Here is a 17093-nt window from a genome sequence, read left to right on the forward strand (position 1 = left end):
TAACGATACGTTTGGGAGCCCTTGGCCGCATGACCTCCGTGACTGACGACCTGCCGCTGGCGGCCGATTTTCCCCAAGCGACCGTCGAAGACTGGCGCAAGCTGGTCGACGGCGTGCTCAAGGGCGCGCCGTTCGAGAAGCTGGTCGGCAAGACCTATGACGGCCTCAAGATCGAACCGCTCTATCCGCGTGCCAGGGGCGTCGCGCCCGTGTTGGGACGGCCGGCTGCGGCGCCGTGGCAGATCGTGCAGCGGATCGACCATCCCGACGCGGCGCTCGCGAATGCGCAGGCGCTGCAGGACCTGGAGAACGGCGCGACCGGGCTCGCGCTGGTGTTCGCCGGCGCCAATGGTGCGCGCGGATTCGGCCTGGAACCCTCGGCCGAGGCGGTCGCAAAGGTCCTGAAGGACATCCATCTCGACGCCGGCATCGGCATCGAGCTCGACATCGGACCGCAATCGCGAATGGCCGCGATCCATGTCGCGGAATACGTGAAGAGCAACGGCCTCGATCCCTCCGCCTGCAACATCCGCTTCGGGCTCGATCCGCTCGCGGCGGCCGCGGTGTGGGGCCACAGTCCCTATACCTGGGAGGAGATAGCCCCTGCCGTCACCGGAGCAGTCAAGGGCCTCGCCGCGCTCGGCTTCAAGGGACCGTTCGCGTCCACCGACGGACGTGTCATCCACGATGCCGGCGGCTCGGAGGTGCAGGAGCTGGCCTTCGTGCTCGCCTGCGGCGTCGCTTATCTGCGCGCGATCGAAGGCGCCGGCATTGCGCTGGAAGACGCGCAAGGCATGGTCTATGCGCGGCTTGCCGCGGACGCCGACCAATTCCTGAGCATGGCCAAATTCCGCGCGTTGCGGTTGCTGTGGGCGCGCATCGAAACAGCGTGCGGGCTGACGCCCAAACCATTGTTCATCGCTGCCGATACCGCCTGGCGCATGCTGACGCAGCGCGACCCTTACGTGAACATGCTGCGGGCGACGATCGCAACGTTTGCAGCCGGGCTTGCCGGCGCCAACGCGATCACCGTGCTGCCGCATACGCTGGCGCTCGGCCTGCCCGATCCATTCGCGCGGCGCGTGGCACGCAACACGCAACTCCTGCTGCTGGAAGAAAGCAACCTCGCCAAGGTCTCTGATCCCGCGGCCGGCGCAGGCGGCATCGAGACGCTGACGGCGCAGCTTTGCGACGCCGCCTGGGCGCTGTTCCAGGAGAGCGAAAAGGCCGGCGGCGCCTTTGCCGCGCTTCAGCAGGGCCTGTTCCAGAGCAAGGTGGCGGCCGCGCGAACAGCGCGTGAGGCCAACATCGCAAAACGCCGCGACGTGCTGACCGGCGCCAGCGAGTTTCCGAACCTGCATGAACGAGAGACGGCGGTGCTGACGGCGAAGCCGATCGCGCTCGCCCCTTACGGAGAGCAGAAGTACAAGTTCGATGCGCTGCCGCCGATCCGGCTTGCAGAGCCGTTCGAGGCATTGCGCGACAGATCCGACGCAGCCCTGAAGACGCGCGGCGCCCGGCCAAAGGTGTTCCTGGCCAATCTCGGCACGCCCGCCGATTTCACCGCGCGTGCGACGTTTGCGAAAAGCTTCTTCGAGGCCGGCGGCATCGAGGCCATAGATAGCGAGGGCTTTGCCGATCCGGCCAAGTTGGCTGCCGCCTTCAGGGCCTCCGGCGCCGGGCTCGCCTGTCTTTGTTCCAGCGACAAGGTCTATGCGGAACACGCCGAGGCCTCTGCCAAGGCGCTGCAAACCGCGGGCGCGCGACATATCTATTTGGCGGGCCGCCCGACCGATGCCGAGGCGGCACTGCGCGCGGCCGGCGTCACCGGTTTTGTGTTCGCCGGGGGCGATGCGCTTGCCACGCTGCAAGAGGCCTATCGACGGATGGAACAGGCATGACCGACACTAGCAAACCCGTTCTCACCGGCGGCTGCCAATGCGGGGCGGTGCGCTTTGGCGTCACAACTGCGCCAAACAGGGTCTCGATCTGTCATTGCCGGATGTGCCAGAAGGCGGCCGGCGCGCCGTTCGCCTCCTTTGCCGACATCAACAAGACGGACTTCGCCTGGACAAAGGGGCAGCCGTCGTTCTTCCGCTCCTCCACCATCGCCGAGCGCGGCTTTTGCGCGGCCTGCGGCACGCCGCTGAGCTTCGGCCGCATCGACGGTGACCGGATCGAGATCATGACCGGCGCCTTCGACCGCCCCGACCGGGTGATCCCGACGCGCCAGTTCGGCACCGAATCTCGCCTCGGCTGGGTGGTCGGCATCGCCAATTTGCCAAGCCAGACCACGCAGCAGAATTACGGACCGGAGAAGATGGCGACGATCGTCAGCCATCAGCATCCGGATCATGATTGAGGAAATGGTTGAAGCCATGAGCCGCATTCCCAATTTCGCCGATGTCGAATTCGAGCGCGCCGCCACCGCCTCACTGTCAGGCAGCGCCGAGCCGTGGCTGACGCCTGAGGGCATTCTCGTGAAACCCGCCTATGGCGAGGCTGATCTCGCCGGGCTCGATTTCCTGGAGACTTATCCGGGCATCGCGCCATTCCTGCGCGGCCCCTACCCGACCATGTATGTCAACCAGCCCTGGACCGTCCGGCAATATGCCGGCTTCTCCACGGCGGAGGATTCCAACGCGTTCTACCGCCGCAACCTGGCGGCCGGCCAGAAGGGCCTCTCGGTCGCTTTCGACCTCGCGACCCATCGCGGCTATGACTCCGACCACCCTCGCGTCGGCGGCGACGTCGGCATGGCCGGCGTCGCCATCGATTCGATCTACGACATGCGCACGCTGTTCGCAGGGATTCCGCTCGACCAGATGAGCGTGTCCATGACCATGAACGGCGCGGTTCTGCCGATCCTCGCGCTCTACGTCGCGGCCGCCGAGGAACAAGGCGTACCGCCGGAGAAGCTGTCGGGCACCATTCAGAACGACATCCTGAAAGAGTTCATGGTGCGCAACACCTATATCTATCCGCCCGCGCCCTCGATGCGAATCATCTCGGACATCTTCGCCTACACCTCGCAGAGGATGCCGAAATACAACTCCATTTCCATCTCCGGCTATCACATGCAGGAGGCCGGCGCGACGCAGGACCTCGAACTCGCCTATACGCTTGCCGACGGCGTCGAATATCTGCGCGCCGGCCTTGCCGCCGGTCTCGATGTCGATCGTTTCGCGCCGCGGCTGTCGTTCTTCTGGGCGATCGGCATGAACTTCTTCATGGAAGTCGCCAAGCTGCGCGCCGCACGCCTGCTCTGGGCGAAGCTGCTCAAGCCGTTCAATCCGAAAGACCCGCGCTCGCTGTCGCTGCGCACGCATAGCCAGACCTCGGGCTGGTCGCTGACCGCGCAGGACGTCTTCAACAACGTGATGCGGACCACCGTCGAGGCGATGGCCGCGACGCAAGGCCACACCCAGTCGCTGCACACCAATGCGCTCGACGAGGCGCTGGCGCTTCCGACCGATTTCTCGGCGCGCATCGCCCGCAACACCCAGCTGTTCCTGCAGCAGGAGAGCGGCACCACTCGGATCATCGATCCCTGGGGCGGCTCGTATTACGTCGAGCGCCTGACGCACGATCTTGCGGTCAAGGCGTGGGGCCACATCCAGGAGGTCGAGGAGCTCGGCGGCATGGCGAAGGCGATTGAAGCCGGCCTGCCGAAGCTGCGTATCGAGGAAGCTTCCGCCAAGACGCAGGCGCGGATCGACGCCGGTAGGCAGGCGGTGATCGGCGTCAACAAGTACAAGCCGACCGATGAGGCGCCGATCGACATCCTGAAGGTCGACAACTCCAATGTCCGGCGCCTGCAGATCGACAAGCTGACGCGGCTGAAGAGCGAGCGCAATCAGAAGGACGTCGATGCCGCGCTCGCAGCAATCACGCGCTCCGCCGGCGAAGGCAACGGCAATCTGCTGGCGCTCGCGATCGACGCGGCGCGGGCCAAGGCGACTGTCGGCGAGATTTCGGACGCGATGGAAAAGGTGTTCGGCCGGCACCGCGCCGAGATCAAATCCATCACCGGCGTCTACAAGCGGGAGGCGTCCAGCATGGGCAACCAGGTCGAGAAAGTTCAGGCGCTGATCGACACCTTCGAAGAGGCAGAAGGCCGCCGCCCGCGCATCCTGGTCGCCAAGATCGGCCAGGACGGCCATGACCGCGGTCAGAAGGTGATTGCCTCGGCGTTCGCCGATATCGGCTTCGACGTCGACATCGGACCGCTGTTTGCGACCGCCGACGAGGCCGCGCGACAGGCGGTCGAGAACGACGTGCACATTCTCGGCGTCTCCTCCCTCGCCGCCGCCCACCTCACCGCCGTGCCGGAGCTGAAGGCCGCGCTGAAAAAACAGGGCCGCGACGACATCATGATCATCGTCGGCGGCGTAGTGCCGCCGCAGGATTATGACGCACTCTATGCCGCAGGCGCCGAGGCGATATTCCCGCCGGGCACCGTGATCGCGGAAGCCGCGGAGGAACTGATCCGCAAGCTGAACGCGCGGCTCGGGCATAGCGAGGCGGCGGAGTAAGTCCGCCGCCGATCTCCGGATAACAAAGGATACGCGTCATGTTCTCCGCGCCAACATTCGTGCGTGCGCTGGCCATGGTTGTGGCTTGCGTCGCATTTCAGGGTGCGACCCATGCCGCCGACCCAAAGCCCGACGCCATCGTCAAGACCACGAGCATCGAGGCGCGCGTCTACCTCGACGACAGGATCAAGGCCGATGCACCGCTGGCGGCGGATTGCCTGGCCGAGGGCAAGAGGTGGCTCGACAAGAATGCCGCCGAGGCTGCCGCCGCGCGCAAGGCCGACCCGCAGTTCTTCAAGGACGGCGGCTGGGATTTCGAGCGCAAATATGAGATCCGCTCTGTCGTCGCCGACCGCTATGTCAGCGTCCTGCGCGACGACTATATGAACACGCGCGGCGCGCATCCCAACTCGGACGTGAACACGATCCTGTGGGATAAGGCCGACAACAAGCGCATCTCGATCCGCCCGTTCTTCACCGAAACCGCCGACAACGGCGCAACCATGACGGCGATGGTGAAGGCCATCATCACCTCGCTCAAAGCCGAGAAAAAGAAGCGCGACGCCGGGGAAACTGCAACCGACGAATGGTTCAAGGAGCTGAAACCGAGCCTGCTCAAGATCGGTGCGGTGACGCTCACCCCATCGACTGCAGCGGGCAAGAGCTCCGGCCTCACCTTCCACTATCCGCCCTACGCCGTCGGTCCCTATGCCGAGGGCGAGTATGTCGCCTTCGTGCCGTGGGAGACGCTGAAGCCGTATCTCACCGCGGAAGGCACCCGCATTTTCGGCGGCGCGCGGCCGAAGGGCGACGCCCAGGAGCCGTGAGCGGCCGCTAATTGGAACGCGCCAGCGTCCGCGCGAGTGAGTTCGTCCAGTCGGGAATCCAGGAGGCGAATAGCGCCTGCCAGCGATCGGCATCTGCGGGTTCGGTATCGAGGATGACCGCCCATTCGATGAGGGTACGGTTGCCCTCGATAATCGGGCGCAATTGCATGGTGCCTTGATAGCGCGTCGGCGCCGGCGTCCGGCTTCCATCATCCTGCGGATACGGCAGCGCTTCGAGACCCGCATAGGTGAGAGTGCGCTGCTCGTCCGAGTGATTGACCAGGCGCTGGCGGATCCAGTTTCCGAGATAGCAGAAGCGCCTGATGGCGCCGACTTCGTCGCCGCGCCTGTCGTCTTCGATCACGCTTTCGCTCACGCCGTCGATATAAGCGGGATAGTTGTTGAAGTCGCGGATCAGCGACCAGACTTCGTCCAGCGGACGATCCAGCACGGCGCTGTAATAGGCTTTGGTCATCGAGGGCTTGCCTTTGGCTTTCGTTGTGCGCCCAAGTTGGCGAATGGGCGGGAAAAACCCACCCGATTTCCGACTGCCCATCCTGTGGGCATCCAACTTCCACACAACATGTCGATCTCGTTGGTAGCGCTACCTTGCGGCACCCCTGCAAAGCCGACTAGAATGTCGCCATTGACAAGAGCGCCCGACATCACGGGCGCCGTTGGGAGGCATTCAATGTCCAAGATTTCGCGCCGCAGCTTTGCGGCTTCGACGGCCGCCGTCGCCGCATCCGCCGCATTCGGCTTCAAGCCCGCACGCGCACAAGCCTATCCGGCCCGGCCGGTGACCGTGATCGTGCCCTGGGGCGCCGGCGGCGGAACCGATGCGACGGCGCGCATTGTCGCAGCGCTGCTGGAAAAGGATCTCGGCCAACCCTTCAACGTCGTCAATCGCACCGGCGGCTCCGGCGTGGTGGGCCACAGCGCGATCGCGACCGCACAGCCCGACGGCTACACCATCGGCATGCTCACCGTCGAAATCTCGATGATGCACTGGCAGGGCCTCACCGAGCTGACGCCGAAGAGCTACACGCCGCTGGCCCTGATGAACGAGGACCCCCCGGGCATCCAGGTCTCCTCCTCCTCGCCCTACAAGACGGTCAAGGAGCTCGCCGAGGCGATCAAGGCCGCGCCTCCCGGCAAGTTCAAGGCGTCCGGCACCGGCCAGGGCGGCATCTGGCATCTGGCGCTGGTCGGCTGGATGCAGGCGATGGGCCTGCCCGCCAACCAGGTCGCCTGGGTGCCGTCGAACGGCGCGGCACCCGCGATGCAGGATCTGGCCGCCGGCGGCCTCGACCTCACGACGTGCTCGGTGCCGGAGGCGCGCGCCATCATCGAGGCGGGCAAGGCCAAGAGCCTCGCCATCATGGCGCCTGCGCGCAACCCGGTCTTCAAGGACGTACCGACGCTGAAGGAAGCGATGGGCATCGACTACGCAACCGGCGCCTGGCGCGGCATTGCCGGACCGAAGAACCTGCCGCCGGAGATCGCGAGCAAGCTCACCGCTGCGCTGCAGAAGGTCTACGACTCCGCCGAGTTCAAGGACTTCATGACCAATCGCGGCTTCGGCACCGTCTGGGGCGATGCCGGTCACTTCGCAGGCTTCATGGACAAGGGCGACGCCCAGATGGGCGAAGCGATGAAGGCGGCCGGCCTCAGCAAGGCGTGACCAGACACTGCGGCGCTCTGACCGCCTCTCCCCGTGCGCGGGGAGAGGGAACGCTTCTTTCGTAGGATTCCTCCCATGCGTCTTCCCGACTCCGTCACGGGATCGTTTCTCGTCGTGCTCGGCGCGGCGGCTGCCTATGGCGGCTATATCCTGCCGCCTGTGCCCGGCCAGCCGGTCGGGCCAAACGTGTTTCCGCTGGTGATCGGCAGCGGCCTCGCGCTGTGCGGGCTCGCGATCGTGTTCGGAATAGGCCACTCCTTCGAGGAGGAGGAAGAGCTGATCCCGCTGGAGGACGGCCAGGCGGCGGCCGCTCCACCGCCGCAGGGCAAGCTCTACGGCCTGCGCGCCTTGCTGCCGCCGGCGCTGCTGCTGTTCTACGTCCTCGCCGCCGACCGGCTCGGCTTCATCATCACCGCGGCGCTCATGGTCTACGTCACCTCGACTGCGCTCGGGGCCAAGTGGAAGCTGGCGCTGCCGCTTGCCGCGCTGTCGCCGTTCGCCATCCACCTCATCTTCGGCAAGTTGCTGCGTGTGCCGCTTCCTGCCGGCCTGCTGCCGACGCCCTGGTAAATTCCCCATGCTCAAGACCCTGATTGAAGCATTCGCCCTGATCTCCACCTGGGAGGTCATCATCGCGATGTTCGCGGCCTCCGTGTACGGCCTCGTGATCGGGTCGCTGCCCGGCCTCTCGGCAACGATGGCGACCGCCCTGCTCGTCCCCGTCACCTTCTATCTCTCGCCGATCGCAGCGATCGCGACCATCGTCGCGGCGTCCTCGATGGCGATCTTCTCCGGCGACATTCCGGGCGCATTGCTGCGCATCCCCGGCACGCCCGCCTCCGCTGCCTACGCGGATGAAGCTTACGCGATGACGCGCAAGGGCCAGGCCGAGCTCGCGCTCGGGGCCGGCGTGTGGTTCTCTGCCGTCGGCGGCATCGCCGGCGTGCTTTCTCTGATGATCCTGGCGCCGCCGCTCGCCGAGGTCGCGCTCTCCTTCTCGACCTTCGAATATTTCTGGCTGGCGCTGCTCGGCCTGATGTGCGCCACCCTGGTGGCGCGCTCCTCGCCGGTGAAGGCAATCGCCGGCATGTTCCTCGGCCTGCTCGTGTCATGCATCGGCATCGAGAATCCCGGCGGCGTGCCGCGCTTCACCTTCGGCCTCACCGATCTCTTTGGCGGCATCGAGCCGATCCCGGCGCTGGTCGGCGTGTTCGCGGTGGCGCAGGTGATGCGCGCAATGCTGACGCCCGAGCCCCCGCCGCTGCCGCGGCGCAAGTTCGGAAGCATCATGGCCGGCCAGTGGAAGCTGACCAAGAAATATCATTGGCAGATGACACGCGGGAACATCGTTGGCATCATCATCGGCGTTCTGCCGGGTGCCGGCGCCGACATGGCCGCCTGGGTTTCCTATGCGATGTCGAAGCGCTTCTCCAAGGAGCCGGAAAAATTCGGGACCGGCCACGTCGAAGGCCTGGTCGAGGCCGGCGCCAGCAACAATGCCAGCATCGCCTCGGGCTGGGTGCCCTCGCTGCTGTTCGGCATTCCCGGCGACACCATCGCCGCGATTGCGATCGGCGTGCTCTACATGAAGGGACTCAATCCAGGCCCGACGCTGTTTACCGAAAAAGCGTCGAGCATGTACGCGATCTACCTGATGTTCATCATCGCGAATATCATGATGATCCCGCTCGGCATCGCCATGATCCGGATCGCGGCCTACATCCTGCTGGCGCCGCGCTCGGCGATCATGCCGGTCATCATGCTGTGCTGCGCGGTCGGCTCGTTCGCGATCGGCAACAACATGTTCGGCGTCGTCACGGTCGCCGCCTTCGGCATCATCGGCTACGTCATGGAGGCGAACGGCTATCCCGTCGCCGCGATGGTGCTCGGCATCGTCATGGGCACCATGGTGGAGCAGGCCTTCGTGACCTCGCTGATCAAGTCCGACGGCAGTATCCTGCCGTTCTTCGAGCGCCCGGTCGCCGCAATCCTCGCCGCGATGGCGATCGGTGCCCTGCTCTGGCCGGTAATGGTCTGGGTCTGGCGCAAGATGAAACCGGCACAGACGGCGGCGGCGACGAGCAGGTGATTCCGACCGAGCGGCCCTCGCCTGCCCGGCCTCGGCGTTGTAAAGCAGGGCATGACTGAGAAGAAGGCCTCGCTGGACATCACTACCCTCGCCAAAGAGCTGCGCGCCGGTAGCCGCGCTGCCCTCGCTCGCGCGATCACGCTGGTGGAAAGCCGGCGCGGCGACCATCAGGCGCTGGCGCGCGAGCTGGTGCAGATGCTGCTGCCCGACACCGGCAAGGCGTTTCGCGTCGGCATCACCGGTTCGCCCGGCGTCGGTAAATCCACCACCATCGACGTGCTGGGCACGCATCTGATCGAACAGGGTCACAAGGTCGCCGTGCTCGCCGTCGACCCGTCCTCGGCGCGCAGCGGCGGCTCGATCCTCGGTGACAAGACGCGGATGGCGCGGCTTTCGGCCTCCGACAATGCCTTCATCCGGCCCTCGCCGTCCTCGGGCACGCTCGGCGGCGTCGCGGCCAAGACGCGCGAGGCGATGCTGCTGTGCGAGGCGGCCGGCTTCAACGTCGTGCTGGTCGAGACCGTCGGCATCGGTCAGTCCGAGACAGCCGTCTGCGACATGACGGATTTCTTCCTCGCATTGATGCTGCCGGGCGGCGGCGACGAATTGCAGGGCATCAAGAAGGGCCTGGTCGAGCTCGCCGACATGATCGCCATCAACAAGGCCGACGGCGACAATCTCAAGCGCGCCAACATCACCGCCGCCGACTATCGCGGCGCGCTGCATATTTTGGCACCGAGGTCCGAGCATTGGCATCCGCCCGTCGTCACCTATTCGGCGCTGGCCGGCACCGGCATCGCCGACCTCTGGCAGAAGGTTCTCGATCACCGCAAGGCGATGAACGCATCGGGCGACTTCGCCGCGCGGCGGCGTGAGCAGCAGGTGAAATGGATGTGGTCGATGCTGGAGCAGCGCATGCTGGCGCGGCTGCGCAGCGAGGCCTCGGTTCGCAGCAAGGTCCGGAAGATCGAGACTGAAGTCGCTGACGGCCATCTCACCCCGGCGCTCGCCGCCGAGCAGATCCTGGAGTTGCTGAAATGAGCGAGAAGCTCCGCATTCTCCTCACCGGGTTCGGGCCTTTCCCCGGCGCGCCCTATAACCCGACGCAGCCGCTGGTCGCGCGGCTCGCGCAACTGCGCCGGCCGGCCCTCGATGACGTTGCGCTGTCCAGCCACATCTTCCCGGTCACCTATGCCGCGGTCGACCGGCAATTGCCGGATGTGCTCGCGACAGTGAAGCCGGATGCGCTGTTGATGTTCGGCCTCGCCGCACGCACGCCCTACCTGCGCATAGAAACCCGCGCGCGCAACGCCGTCACCATGCTCTGGCCCGATGCCGCCAACACCCGATCGAGCAAGCGCGGCATCGCAGCTCATGCGGATGCGATGACGTTCGGTCCGCACACGGCGCGGCTGCTGCGCGCCGCGCGCCTCACCGGTATCGACGCGCGTCCGTCGCGCGATGCCGGCGCCTATCTTTGCAACTATCTGAGCTGGCGCGCGATCGAGAATGTGCGCGCCGGCGGGCCCCAGCTTGCGGCCTTCATCCACATTCCCCTGCTCGCACGCGGCGGTGCGGTGCGGCGCAAGGGCGCAGCCCGGATCACGCTGGAGGAGCTGGTGGATGCGGGCGAGGCCATGCTGATGGAGGTGGTGGGGTTGGCACGGAAATCGCGGAACACGGAGGTCTTGTAGGGTGGGCAAAGGCGCGCGCTCGCGCCGTGCCCACCATCTCGTTCCGATCTGCCGTTCGATGGTGCGCACGCTTGCGCTTTGCCCACCCTACGGCACCTCTGCTGGGGTAAACATTTAACCCTATCGCGAACAATCCCCGCGCCCTCGCCCGCCCTGCGTTACCAAGTCGGTCGCGGACGCCCGCGTCCGCCGGAGGACGTGTCATGGACCTCAATCGCCGTCATATCATCGGAGCTTCGACCGCAGGCATCGCGGGCGCGCTCGCCATGCCGGCCGATGCCGCACGCGCGGCGCCGCTGACGTCCCTGCTCGGCCGCGACGCCACGCAATACGGAGTGCGGCCCGGCAGCAGCGAAGATCAGACCCGCGCGCTGCAACGCGCGATCGACGAAGCGGCTCGGGCGCAGATGCCGCTTGCGCTGCCGCCCGGCGTCTACCGCACCGGGCTGTTGCGGCTGCCGAACGGCGCACAATTGATCGGCGTGCGCGGCGCGACGAAACTCCTCTTTACCGGCGGCGCCTCCGCGATCCAGAGCGACGGTTCGGACTCCATCGGCCTCACCGGCATCACCTTCGACGGCGGCGGCATTCCGCTGCCGACGCGTCGCGGGCTGGTCCATGTGCTCGGCGGGCGCGACATCCGCATCGCCGATTGCGAGATCACGAACTCGGGCGGCAGCGGCATCTGGCTCGAGCAGGTCTCCGGCGACATCTCAGGCAACATCTTCACCGGCATTGCGGTGACTGCGGTGGTGTCGTTCGACGCGAAGGGCCTCAGCGTGTCCCGCAACACGATCATCGGCACCAACGACAACGGCATCGAGATCCTGCGCAGCGCGATCGGCGATGATGGCACGCTGGTCGCCGACAACCGCATCGAGAACATCAAGGCCGGTCCTGGCGGCTCCGGTCAGTACGGCAATGCCATCAACGCCTTCCGCGCCGGCAACGTGATCGTGCGCGGCAACCGCATCAGGAACTGCGACTACTCCGCGGTGCGCGGCAATTCGGCCTCGAACATCCAGATCACCGGCAACAGCGTCAGCGACGTACGCGAGGTCGCGCTCTATTCCGAATTCGCGTTCGAGGCCGCGGTGATCGCCAACAACACCGTGGACGGCGCAGCTGTCGGCGTCTCAGTCTGCAATTTCAACGAAGGCGGTCGCATTGCGGTGGTCCAGGGCAACATCATCCGCAATTTGATCCCGAAACGACCGATCGGCACCGTGCCCGACGACGATGCGGGCGTCGGCATCTATATCGAGGCGGATTCTGCCGTGACCGGCAACGTGATCGAAAATGCGCCGTCCTACGGCATCGTCGCCGGCTGGGGCAAATATCTGCGTGACGTCGCAATCACCGGCAACGTGATCCGCAAGGCGCTGGCGGGCGTCGGTGTCTCCGTCGTGCCGGGCGCAGGCATCGCGCTGGTCAACAACAACCTGATTTCCGAAACTCCGCGCGGCGCCGTGGTCGGCCTGGACCATGCGCGTGCGGTGACCTCGGATCTGTCGGCCGACGGTGCGCAGCGATTCGCGCAGGTGATGGTCGGCGGCAATGCGGTTCGGCGCTAAAGCCGCCCCTCGCCTTTGGCCGCCAGACGCTAGAACGCGTTCCTGAGCAGCGGGTACTTGGCTTCCAGGCCGTCGAGGCTGAAGGTGAATTCGACGACGCGCTCGGGGGCTGCGACGATTTCCTCGGCCGGCGGGGCGAATTGCGGCAGGAGGGCTGCCATCGCGGCAGGCGCGGTCTTCGGCGGCTTCGCTGCAGCGACCGCGAGCGGCGGCCTCACTTCAGGCGCGGTGACTGACGCCGTTGCGGCAGGCGCCGCGAGCGGCGACCTCACGGCGGGTGCAATGAACGGTGCCCGCGCCGCGGGAGCCTTGAGCGGCGGCATCTCGGCAGGCGCGACAAACGACGCCATTGCGGCGGAAGCGGCAGGCGGGGGAAACGGCGCTTCGGTGATCTCGGCGAGAACGTCCGGCTGCGCGTCGAGCCTGACCGGCACGGCGGTCTCGGGGGCGATGTGGACGGCTTTCGGTTGCAGGGTCTTGGCCTGCAAGGTCTCGGGCTGCAAAGTCCTGGATTCCACGATCTGCGCCTGCTGCTCGCGCGGAAACACCCGGGGCATGGTCGCCGGCGTCCAGCCGAATGCCGGCGTCACGCTTGCAGCGGCCTCGGCGACATCGGCACCGGTCGCCAGCGCGCGCCAGGTCTGGACGGCGCGCTTCGCTTCCTGGATGTTTTCGAGGAACGCGATCTCGGAATGATAACGGCGCCAGCGGCCGGTCTCGAACATTTCGGAGAGATGTTGCAGCCGCTGCTCGGCGAGAGCGCACCAGCGCGCCGCGACGTCGCGGCCAGCAAGCACGGCACGCGCAGACGCGCAGTTAGACTCTTGGCGATGTGTCATGAACCAGCCCGTCAGGGAAAAACACGGACGCGGGGGACGCAACGCACACGAATCAATTTAGGAGCGACATGAATATTTTGTGGAAAAGTTTTGACTTGTCCAGCAACGACGCGGCTTTGGTCGTCAATCACCGTAGTCGTGCGGAGATTTGCTGTGTTTTCGAGTCAAGCTTCGCGCAAGCATAGCCGACTTGCGGCTCGCCGCCGGACCGACGAAGGGGAGCCGCGGCTATCTTTTGACCGCGCGCGACGCCGCAAGCCGGACACCCAGAGCTTCGTTCTGATGGAGCCAGATCGGAAGCTCTGGCTTCTGGTTTGACGCGCTCTCGTCCCGCGACCGGACTCCACTTCGCTTGAAAGTGCCCTGAAAAGAAAAGACCCGTCCGGGGGGACAACCGGACGGGTCGAGCCATATGGGCGCTTGGGGTGGATGGGCGCTCGCGCCTAATATGACTGATGGGGAGGGATGACCGCTCCCACATAATTTGGTCGTGGCAGCCGGGTGAACGTTCAATGCCGCGTTCGATTTTTTGACCTTCGCAACGCGCGCATCTTTGCCGCAGGCACTATCGCGTCGCAGACTTATCCGTCTGAGAAACCGTGGCTTTATCGTCTGCGCTCGACAATGAAGGTTGTTCGATCGCGCGGCTATTGGGCTCATCGCGACGCTTGGCGGCATCTTCACGTTTTGTTGTACCCGACGCAGCCGCGACCGGTGTGGCGTTCTCGGCGGGAACAGCCATGACCGCGGCGAACGCATCGGCTTGTCCGTCGCCGAAAAGCTCGTCGCGCCCGGGGGAGCCCAGATCGCGTGCGGTCTTCGCCAGCGTCATGCGCAGTGCTTCCGGCTTCAAGGCGTAGTTGCGCTCGAGCAGTAACGCCGCGACGCCGGAGACATAGGCGGCCGAGAACGATGTTCCAGACGTCATCTGGTACTTGCCATCCGGCGCCGGCAGGAAGATGTCGACGCCCGGCGCCGCAACGGCGATGTAGTTGCCGCGGTTGGACGCAGTGAACAGCCTGTCCTGCTGGTCGGTCGCGCTGACCGCGATCACGTTGGGATTGGCGGCCGGATAGAGCGGCGGCGATTTCGCGCCGGCATTGCCGGCAGCCGCGATCAGGACGAGGCCGCGCGCGGCGGTCGCCGCGATGGCCCGTTCGATCACCGCGTCCTTGGGACCGGCAAAGCTCATGTTGACGATCTGGGCGCCGTGCTCGGCGGCGTAATTCAGCGCCCGCAGGATGATGTAGGACGAACTCTCGGCGCCGCCATTGGCGCCGCCGAACGCGCGGATCGCAATGATGCGCGCCTCGGGCGCGCTGCCCATCAGCCGGTCATGCGCCACGATGGCGCCGGCGATGCCGGTGCCGTGGACGTGGGGTCCCTCCGCGCTGCCGAGCGCATCGAAATTGTCGGCGATGGAATTGGCGAGTTCGGGATGCCTGGTGTCGATGCCGGAGTCGATCACGGCAACCGTGACGTTGGCGCCGTGCGCCAGCGTATGCGCCTGCGGCAGGCGGAGCTTCGTCAGGGCATATTGCGCTGGATCGCCTTCGCGCGGAGACGTCGATTTCTGGTCCTGCAGCACATAGCGGAAGTTCGGCTGGACCGAGCGCACGCTGCCGTCGGTCGCGAATTCGCGCCGCACCGTCTCGTACGGCCGGCCATCCGTGATGCGGAACAGACCGAACGTGGCGCCGATCAGCGGGAAGCTCTCCGACGAGATTCGCGTCAGGCCGTGCCGGCGGGCCAGCGCGTCGGCATCACCGGGCGACATTGTGCCGTCGATCTCGGCCACGAATTCGTTGGCGAAGCTCTGCAGATTGGCGGCGGCCGGCGTGGCATTGCCGCGGCCTTTGCCGGCGCTCTTCTTGCTGGATTTGCCGGTGCCCTCGCCGCCTGCATTCGGCTGCGCCAGGCATTCGCCGCCGGCATCGCGATAGGGCGCGGTGCAGGCCGGATACAGGTTCGGCGAATAGCGCGCATAGGGCAGCACCGTCGTCGGCCGCAGGCGCGACGTCGTGGTGCGGGGAATGGTCGCAATCGTCCGCGGCCCGCGATCGACGGACACCGCCCTGGCCGAGACGGTCGGACCGACACGCGAGGCGATGTTGGGAGAGATGGTCGGCGTTCGCGTGGGCACGCTGATCGTCGGCGTGCGCATGATCGCCTGCGCCTGCGCAACCTCAATGCCGAGACAGGCCGCGATCAGAAGCGCGGCGCCGACCGATGAAGCGTAGGCCCCAGCGCGCACCCTGCTCTCGGACTTGCGTGTCATCGGATCAGCAGCGCGGCTCAAGGCGCTGCGACGGCGAGGTTGACGAACTTCTCACGCTGCATCCTGCCGAGCAGCGAAGCAAGCTCGTCCTGGCTCATCGCCTTGTCGAACTGGAGGCGGAACATGCCGCCCTTGGCATCGCCGATGATCGAAGCCTGGTAGCTGTCGAGCAACGCGGTGATGTCGCCGACGCGGGCCTCGGGCGTGAAGCGCACCAGCGCGCGCGCCGGCGGAACGGCCGTGCCGAGTTCGCGGGTGATCGGACCGCTGGTCGAGAGCGAAGCTGTCTGGAAGGTCGCAGGCTGGTTCTTCATCAGCACGGCGCCAATGATTCCGGCCTGCAGCATCAGCGCGATGGCACCGAGGCCCGCCGACCACGCCAGCGTGCGCGGCGACAGGCTCGCGAAGAAGGTCGAGATGCGCGCCGACAGAGGCAGCGAGCCGCTCGTCCGCGCCGGCTCGGCGTCGATCGCGGCGAACAATTTCTGCATCGCGCGCGCCGAGGGAGCCCCGAGGCTCTCGTTCAGGTGGATGGTCTCTTCGTACTCGCCGCGGATCGCCGCATATTGCCTGGCAAGCTCGGGGTCGCGCGCCAGCGCTTCCTCGACCCGCCGCGCATCGCGCGCGTTCAGCGTGCCGGCAGCGTGCCACGGCAGCAGCAGTTCAATGTCACCGGGCTCTTGCTCCAGCATCTTCTTGCTCAAAGCCATCATGGCCAGCCTCGCTCAACGCCGGCTGCCTTCAGCAGTTCGGCCAATTTCTTGCGCGCATAGAACAAGCGCGTCTTCACGGTGTTCTCCGGTATCCCGACGATTTCGGCCACCTCTTCCACGGACTTCTCGTGGTAGTAGACGAGATCGACGATTTCCCGGTGGTCCGGCGAGAGGCCCGTCAAACACTCCCGCAACGCAGCACTGGTATCTTTCTTCTGAACCGCCGTTTCCGGATTGTCGGACGTATCCTCGATCGCGTTGGCGGCATCTTCGTCCAGCTCGAAATCCTTCCTGCGCCGGAGCGCAGACAGGGCCTTGAACCGGGTAATCGCCAGCAGCCAGGTAGAAACGGCGGATCGGCCCTCGAACTTGCCGGCTTGACGCCAGACGTCGAGAAACACCTCGCTGATGAGGTCTTCCGCCGCCTGCTCGTCCCGCACGAGCCTCAGCCCGAAACGATACACCCTGACATGGTGCCGCCCGTACAACACCTGCATGGCAAGCCGGTCACCTTGAGCGATCCTGGCGATCAGGACCTCGTCCGAAGCCGCCTGTGTCACGCTCAATGCCCGTCTCGCAAAGTTGGTCGGGTCGGCGCGGCGGACGGTTCGACCGGGGGTGCAAAATTGTTCAGCCTACCGCAGTCATACGGGAGCCCGTGTGATCCACCCCACATACGCGGGTTTTTCTCATCCCACCCGCGGCCCTTGGCCGCCTTCATCCAGATCGGTAACATAATACTGCGATACTTCCCTGCGGAATGCATGTCCGGCACAAGCCGACCTCGTCCGGTTCCATAGCAGTCCTGCACGACGTATGTCTCGCCAAGCCCGGCTTAGGCTCGATCGCCTCGCAGAGCG

The 17093-nt window shown here is 65.9% G+C and carries 15 protein-coding genes; 10 read left to right on the top strand and 5 right to left on the bottom strand.

Annotated elements, in window-relative coordinates:
* Nucleotides 1–29: 29 nt before the first annotated feature.
* From JQ580_RS16360 to JQ580_RS16375, 4 genes are all read left to right on the top strand, one after another.
* The gene (locus tag JQ580_RS16360) at nucleotides 30–1901 is read left to right on the top strand and encodes a methylmalonyl-CoA mutase family protein (protein WP_212281083.1); all 1872 of its coding nucleotides are present in this window, start codon (nucleotides 30–32) and stop codon (nucleotides 1899–1901) included.
* A complete protein-coding gene (locus JQ580_RS16365; RefSeq protein WP_097662912.1) occupies nucleotides 1898–2362 on the top strand; it encodes a GFA family protein in 465 nt (154 codons plus the stop codon). The genes JQ580_RS16360 and JQ580_RS16365 overlap by 4 nt, the downstream gene beginning before the upstream one ends.
* 16 nt (nucleotides 2363–2378) lie before the next feature.
* Nucleotides 2379–4535, top strand: a complete 2157-nt coding sequence (gene scpA, locus JQ580_RS16370) for a methylmalonyl-CoA mutase (RefSeq protein ID WP_212281084.1) — start codon at nucleotides 2379–2381, stop codon at nucleotides 4533–4535.
* A gap of 74 nt (nucleotides 4536–4609) precedes the next feature.
* The gene (locus JQ580_RS16375; RefSeq protein WP_249134234.1) at nucleotides 4610–5362 is read left to right on the top strand and encodes an RsiV family protein; all 753 of its coding nucleotides are present in this window, start codon (nucleotides 4610–4612) and stop codon (nucleotides 5360–5362) included.
* Between the two features lie 7 nt (nucleotides 5363–5369).
* Here the strand turns inward: JQ580_RS16375 and JQ580_RS16380 are convergent, their stop codons facing one another.
* Nucleotides 5370–5837, bottom strand: coding sequence for an SRPBCC family protein (locus JQ580_RS16380; RefSeq protein ID WP_212281086.1), 468 nt, complete (start codon nucleotides 5835–5837; stop codon nucleotides 5370–5372).
* A 216-nt stretch (nucleotides 5838–6053) separates the two neighbouring features.
* Between JQ580_RS16380 and JQ580_RS16385 the strand changes: the two genes are divergently transcribed.
* The 6 genes from JQ580_RS16385 (at nucleotide 6054) to JQ580_RS16410 (ending at nucleotide 12403) form a co-directional block, all read left to right on the top strand.
* A complete protein-coding gene (locus JQ580_RS16385) occupies nucleotides 6054–7046 on the top strand; it encodes a tripartite tricarboxylate transporter substrate binding protein (RefSeq protein WP_212281087.1) in 993 nt (330 codons plus the stop codon).
* Between the two features lie 75 nt (nucleotides 7047–7121).
* A complete protein-coding gene (locus JQ580_RS16390) occupies nucleotides 7122–7616 on the top strand; it encodes a tripartite tricarboxylate transporter TctB family protein (protein WP_212281088.1) in 495 nt (164 codons plus the stop codon).
* A 7-nt stretch (nucleotides 7617–7623) separates the two neighbouring features.
* Complete coding sequence (locus JQ580_RS16395; protein WP_212281089.1) at nucleotides 7624–9135, top strand: tripartite tricarboxylate transporter permease; 1512 nt, start codon at nucleotides 7624–7626, stop codon at nucleotides 9133–9135.
* A gap of 51 nt (nucleotides 9136–9186) precedes the next feature.
* Complete coding sequence (gene meaB, locus JQ580_RS16400) at nucleotides 9187–10176, top strand: methylmalonyl Co-A mutase-associated GTPase MeaB (protein ID WP_212281090.1); 990 nt, start codon at nucleotides 9187–9189, stop codon at nucleotides 10174–10176.
* Entirely contained in the window at nucleotides 10173–10829 is a 657-nt protein-coding gene (locus JQ580_RS16405; protein ID WP_212281091.1) for a pyroglutamyl-peptidase I, read from the top strand. The genes meaB and JQ580_RS16405 overlap by 4 nt, the downstream gene beginning before the upstream one ends.
* A gap of 203 nt (nucleotides 10830–11032) precedes the next feature.
* Entirely contained in the window at nucleotides 11033–12403 is a 1371-nt protein-coding gene (locus tag JQ580_RS16410) for a TIGR03808 family TAT-translocated repetitive protein (RefSeq protein WP_212281092.1), read from the top strand.
* A 29-nt stretch (nucleotides 12404–12432) separates the two neighbouring features.
* Here JQ580_RS16410 and JQ580_RS16415 read toward each other — a convergent pair whose 3' ends face one another.
* The 4 genes from JQ580_RS16415 to JQ580_RS16430 all read right to left on the bottom strand — a co-directional run bounded on the left by JQ580_RS16415 (nucleotide 12433) and on the right by JQ580_RS16430 (nucleotide 16799).
* On the bottom strand, nucleotides 12433–13200 hold the full coding sequence (locus tag JQ580_RS16415; RefSeq protein ID WP_212281203.1) for a TIGR03809 family protein: 768 nt from the start codon (nucleotides 13198–13200) through the stop codon (nucleotides 12433–12435).
* Between the two features lie 607 nt (nucleotides 13201–13807).
* Nucleotides 13808–15520, bottom strand: coding sequence for a S8 family serine peptidase (locus tag JQ580_RS16420; RefSeq protein ID WP_212281093.1), 1713 nt, complete (start codon nucleotides 15518–15520; stop codon nucleotides 13808–13810).
* A gap of 17 nt (nucleotides 15521–15537) precedes the next feature.
* The gene (locus JQ580_RS16425; RefSeq protein WP_212281094.1) at nucleotides 15538–16233 is read right to left on the bottom strand and encodes a hypothetical protein; all 696 of its coding nucleotides are present in this window, start codon (nucleotides 16231–16233) and stop codon (nucleotides 15538–15540) included.
* Nucleotides 16230–16799 (bottom strand): sigma-70 family RNA polymerase sigma factor, encoded by a 570-nt coding sequence (locus JQ580_RS16430; RefSeq protein WP_162307447.1) that lies wholly within the window; start codon nucleotides 16797–16799, stop codon nucleotides 16230–16232. Before JQ580_RS16430 ends, JQ580_RS16425 begins: the two co-directional genes overlap by 4 nt.
* Between the last annotated feature and the right edge of the window lie 294 nt (nucleotides 16800–17093).

It is taken from the genome of Bradyrhizobium sp. SZCCT0148 (assembly GCF_018129985.1).
In the GTDB taxonomy this organism is placed as follows: Bacteria; Pseudomonadota; Alphaproteobacteria; order Rhizobiales; family Xanthobacteraceae; genus Bradyrhizobium; species Bradyrhizobium japonicum_H.

Coding starts and splice junctions, on each gene's coding strand:
- JQ580_RS16360 (WP_212281083.1), top strand. CDS start 30: ATGACCTCCGTGACTGACGACCTGCCGCTGGCGGCCGATTTTCCCCAA.
- JQ580_RS16365 (WP_097662912.1), top strand. CDS start 1,898: ATGACCGACACTAGCAAACCCGTTCTCACCGGCGGCTGCCAATGCGGG.
- scpA (WP_212281084.1), top strand. CDS start 2,379: ATGAGCCGCATTCCCAATTTCGCCGATGTCGAATTCGAGCGCGCCGCC.
- JQ580_RS16375 (WP_249134234.1), top strand. CDS start 4,610: ATGGTTGTGGCTTGCGTCGCATTTCAGGGTGCGACCCATGCCGCCGAC.
- JQ580_RS16380 (WP_212281086.1), bottom strand. CDS start 5,837: ATGACCAAAGCCTATTACAGCGCCGTGCTGGATCGTCCGCTGGACGAA.
- JQ580_RS16385 (WP_212281087.1), top strand. CDS start 6,054: ATGTCCAAGATTTCGCGCCGCAGCTTTGCGGCTTCGACGGCCGCCGTC.
- JQ580_RS16390 (WP_212281088.1), top strand. CDS start 7,122: ATGCGTCTTCCCGACTCCGTCACGGGATCGTTTCTCGTCGTGCTCGGC.
- JQ580_RS16395 (WP_212281089.1), top strand. CDS start 7,624: ATGCTCAAGACCCTGATTGAAGCATTCGCCCTGATCTCCACCTGGGAG.
- meaB (WP_212281090.1), top strand. CDS start 9,187: ATGACTGAGAAGAAGGCCTCGCTGGACATCACTACCCTCGCCAAAGAG.
- JQ580_RS16405 (WP_212281091.1), top strand. CDS start 10,173: ATGAGCGAGAAGCTCCGCATTCTCCTCACCGGGTTCGGGCCTTTCCCC.
- JQ580_RS16410 (WP_212281092.1), top strand. CDS start 11,033: ATGGACCTCAATCGCCGTCATATCATCGGAGCTTCGACCGCAGGCATC.
- JQ580_RS16420 (WP_212281093.1), bottom strand. CDS start 15,520: ATGACACGCAAGTCCGAGAGCAGGGTGCGCGCTGGGGCCTACGCTTCA.
- JQ580_RS16425 (WP_212281094.1), bottom strand. CDS start 16,233: ATGATGGCTTTGAGCAAGAAGATGCTGGAGCAAGAGCCCGGTGACATT.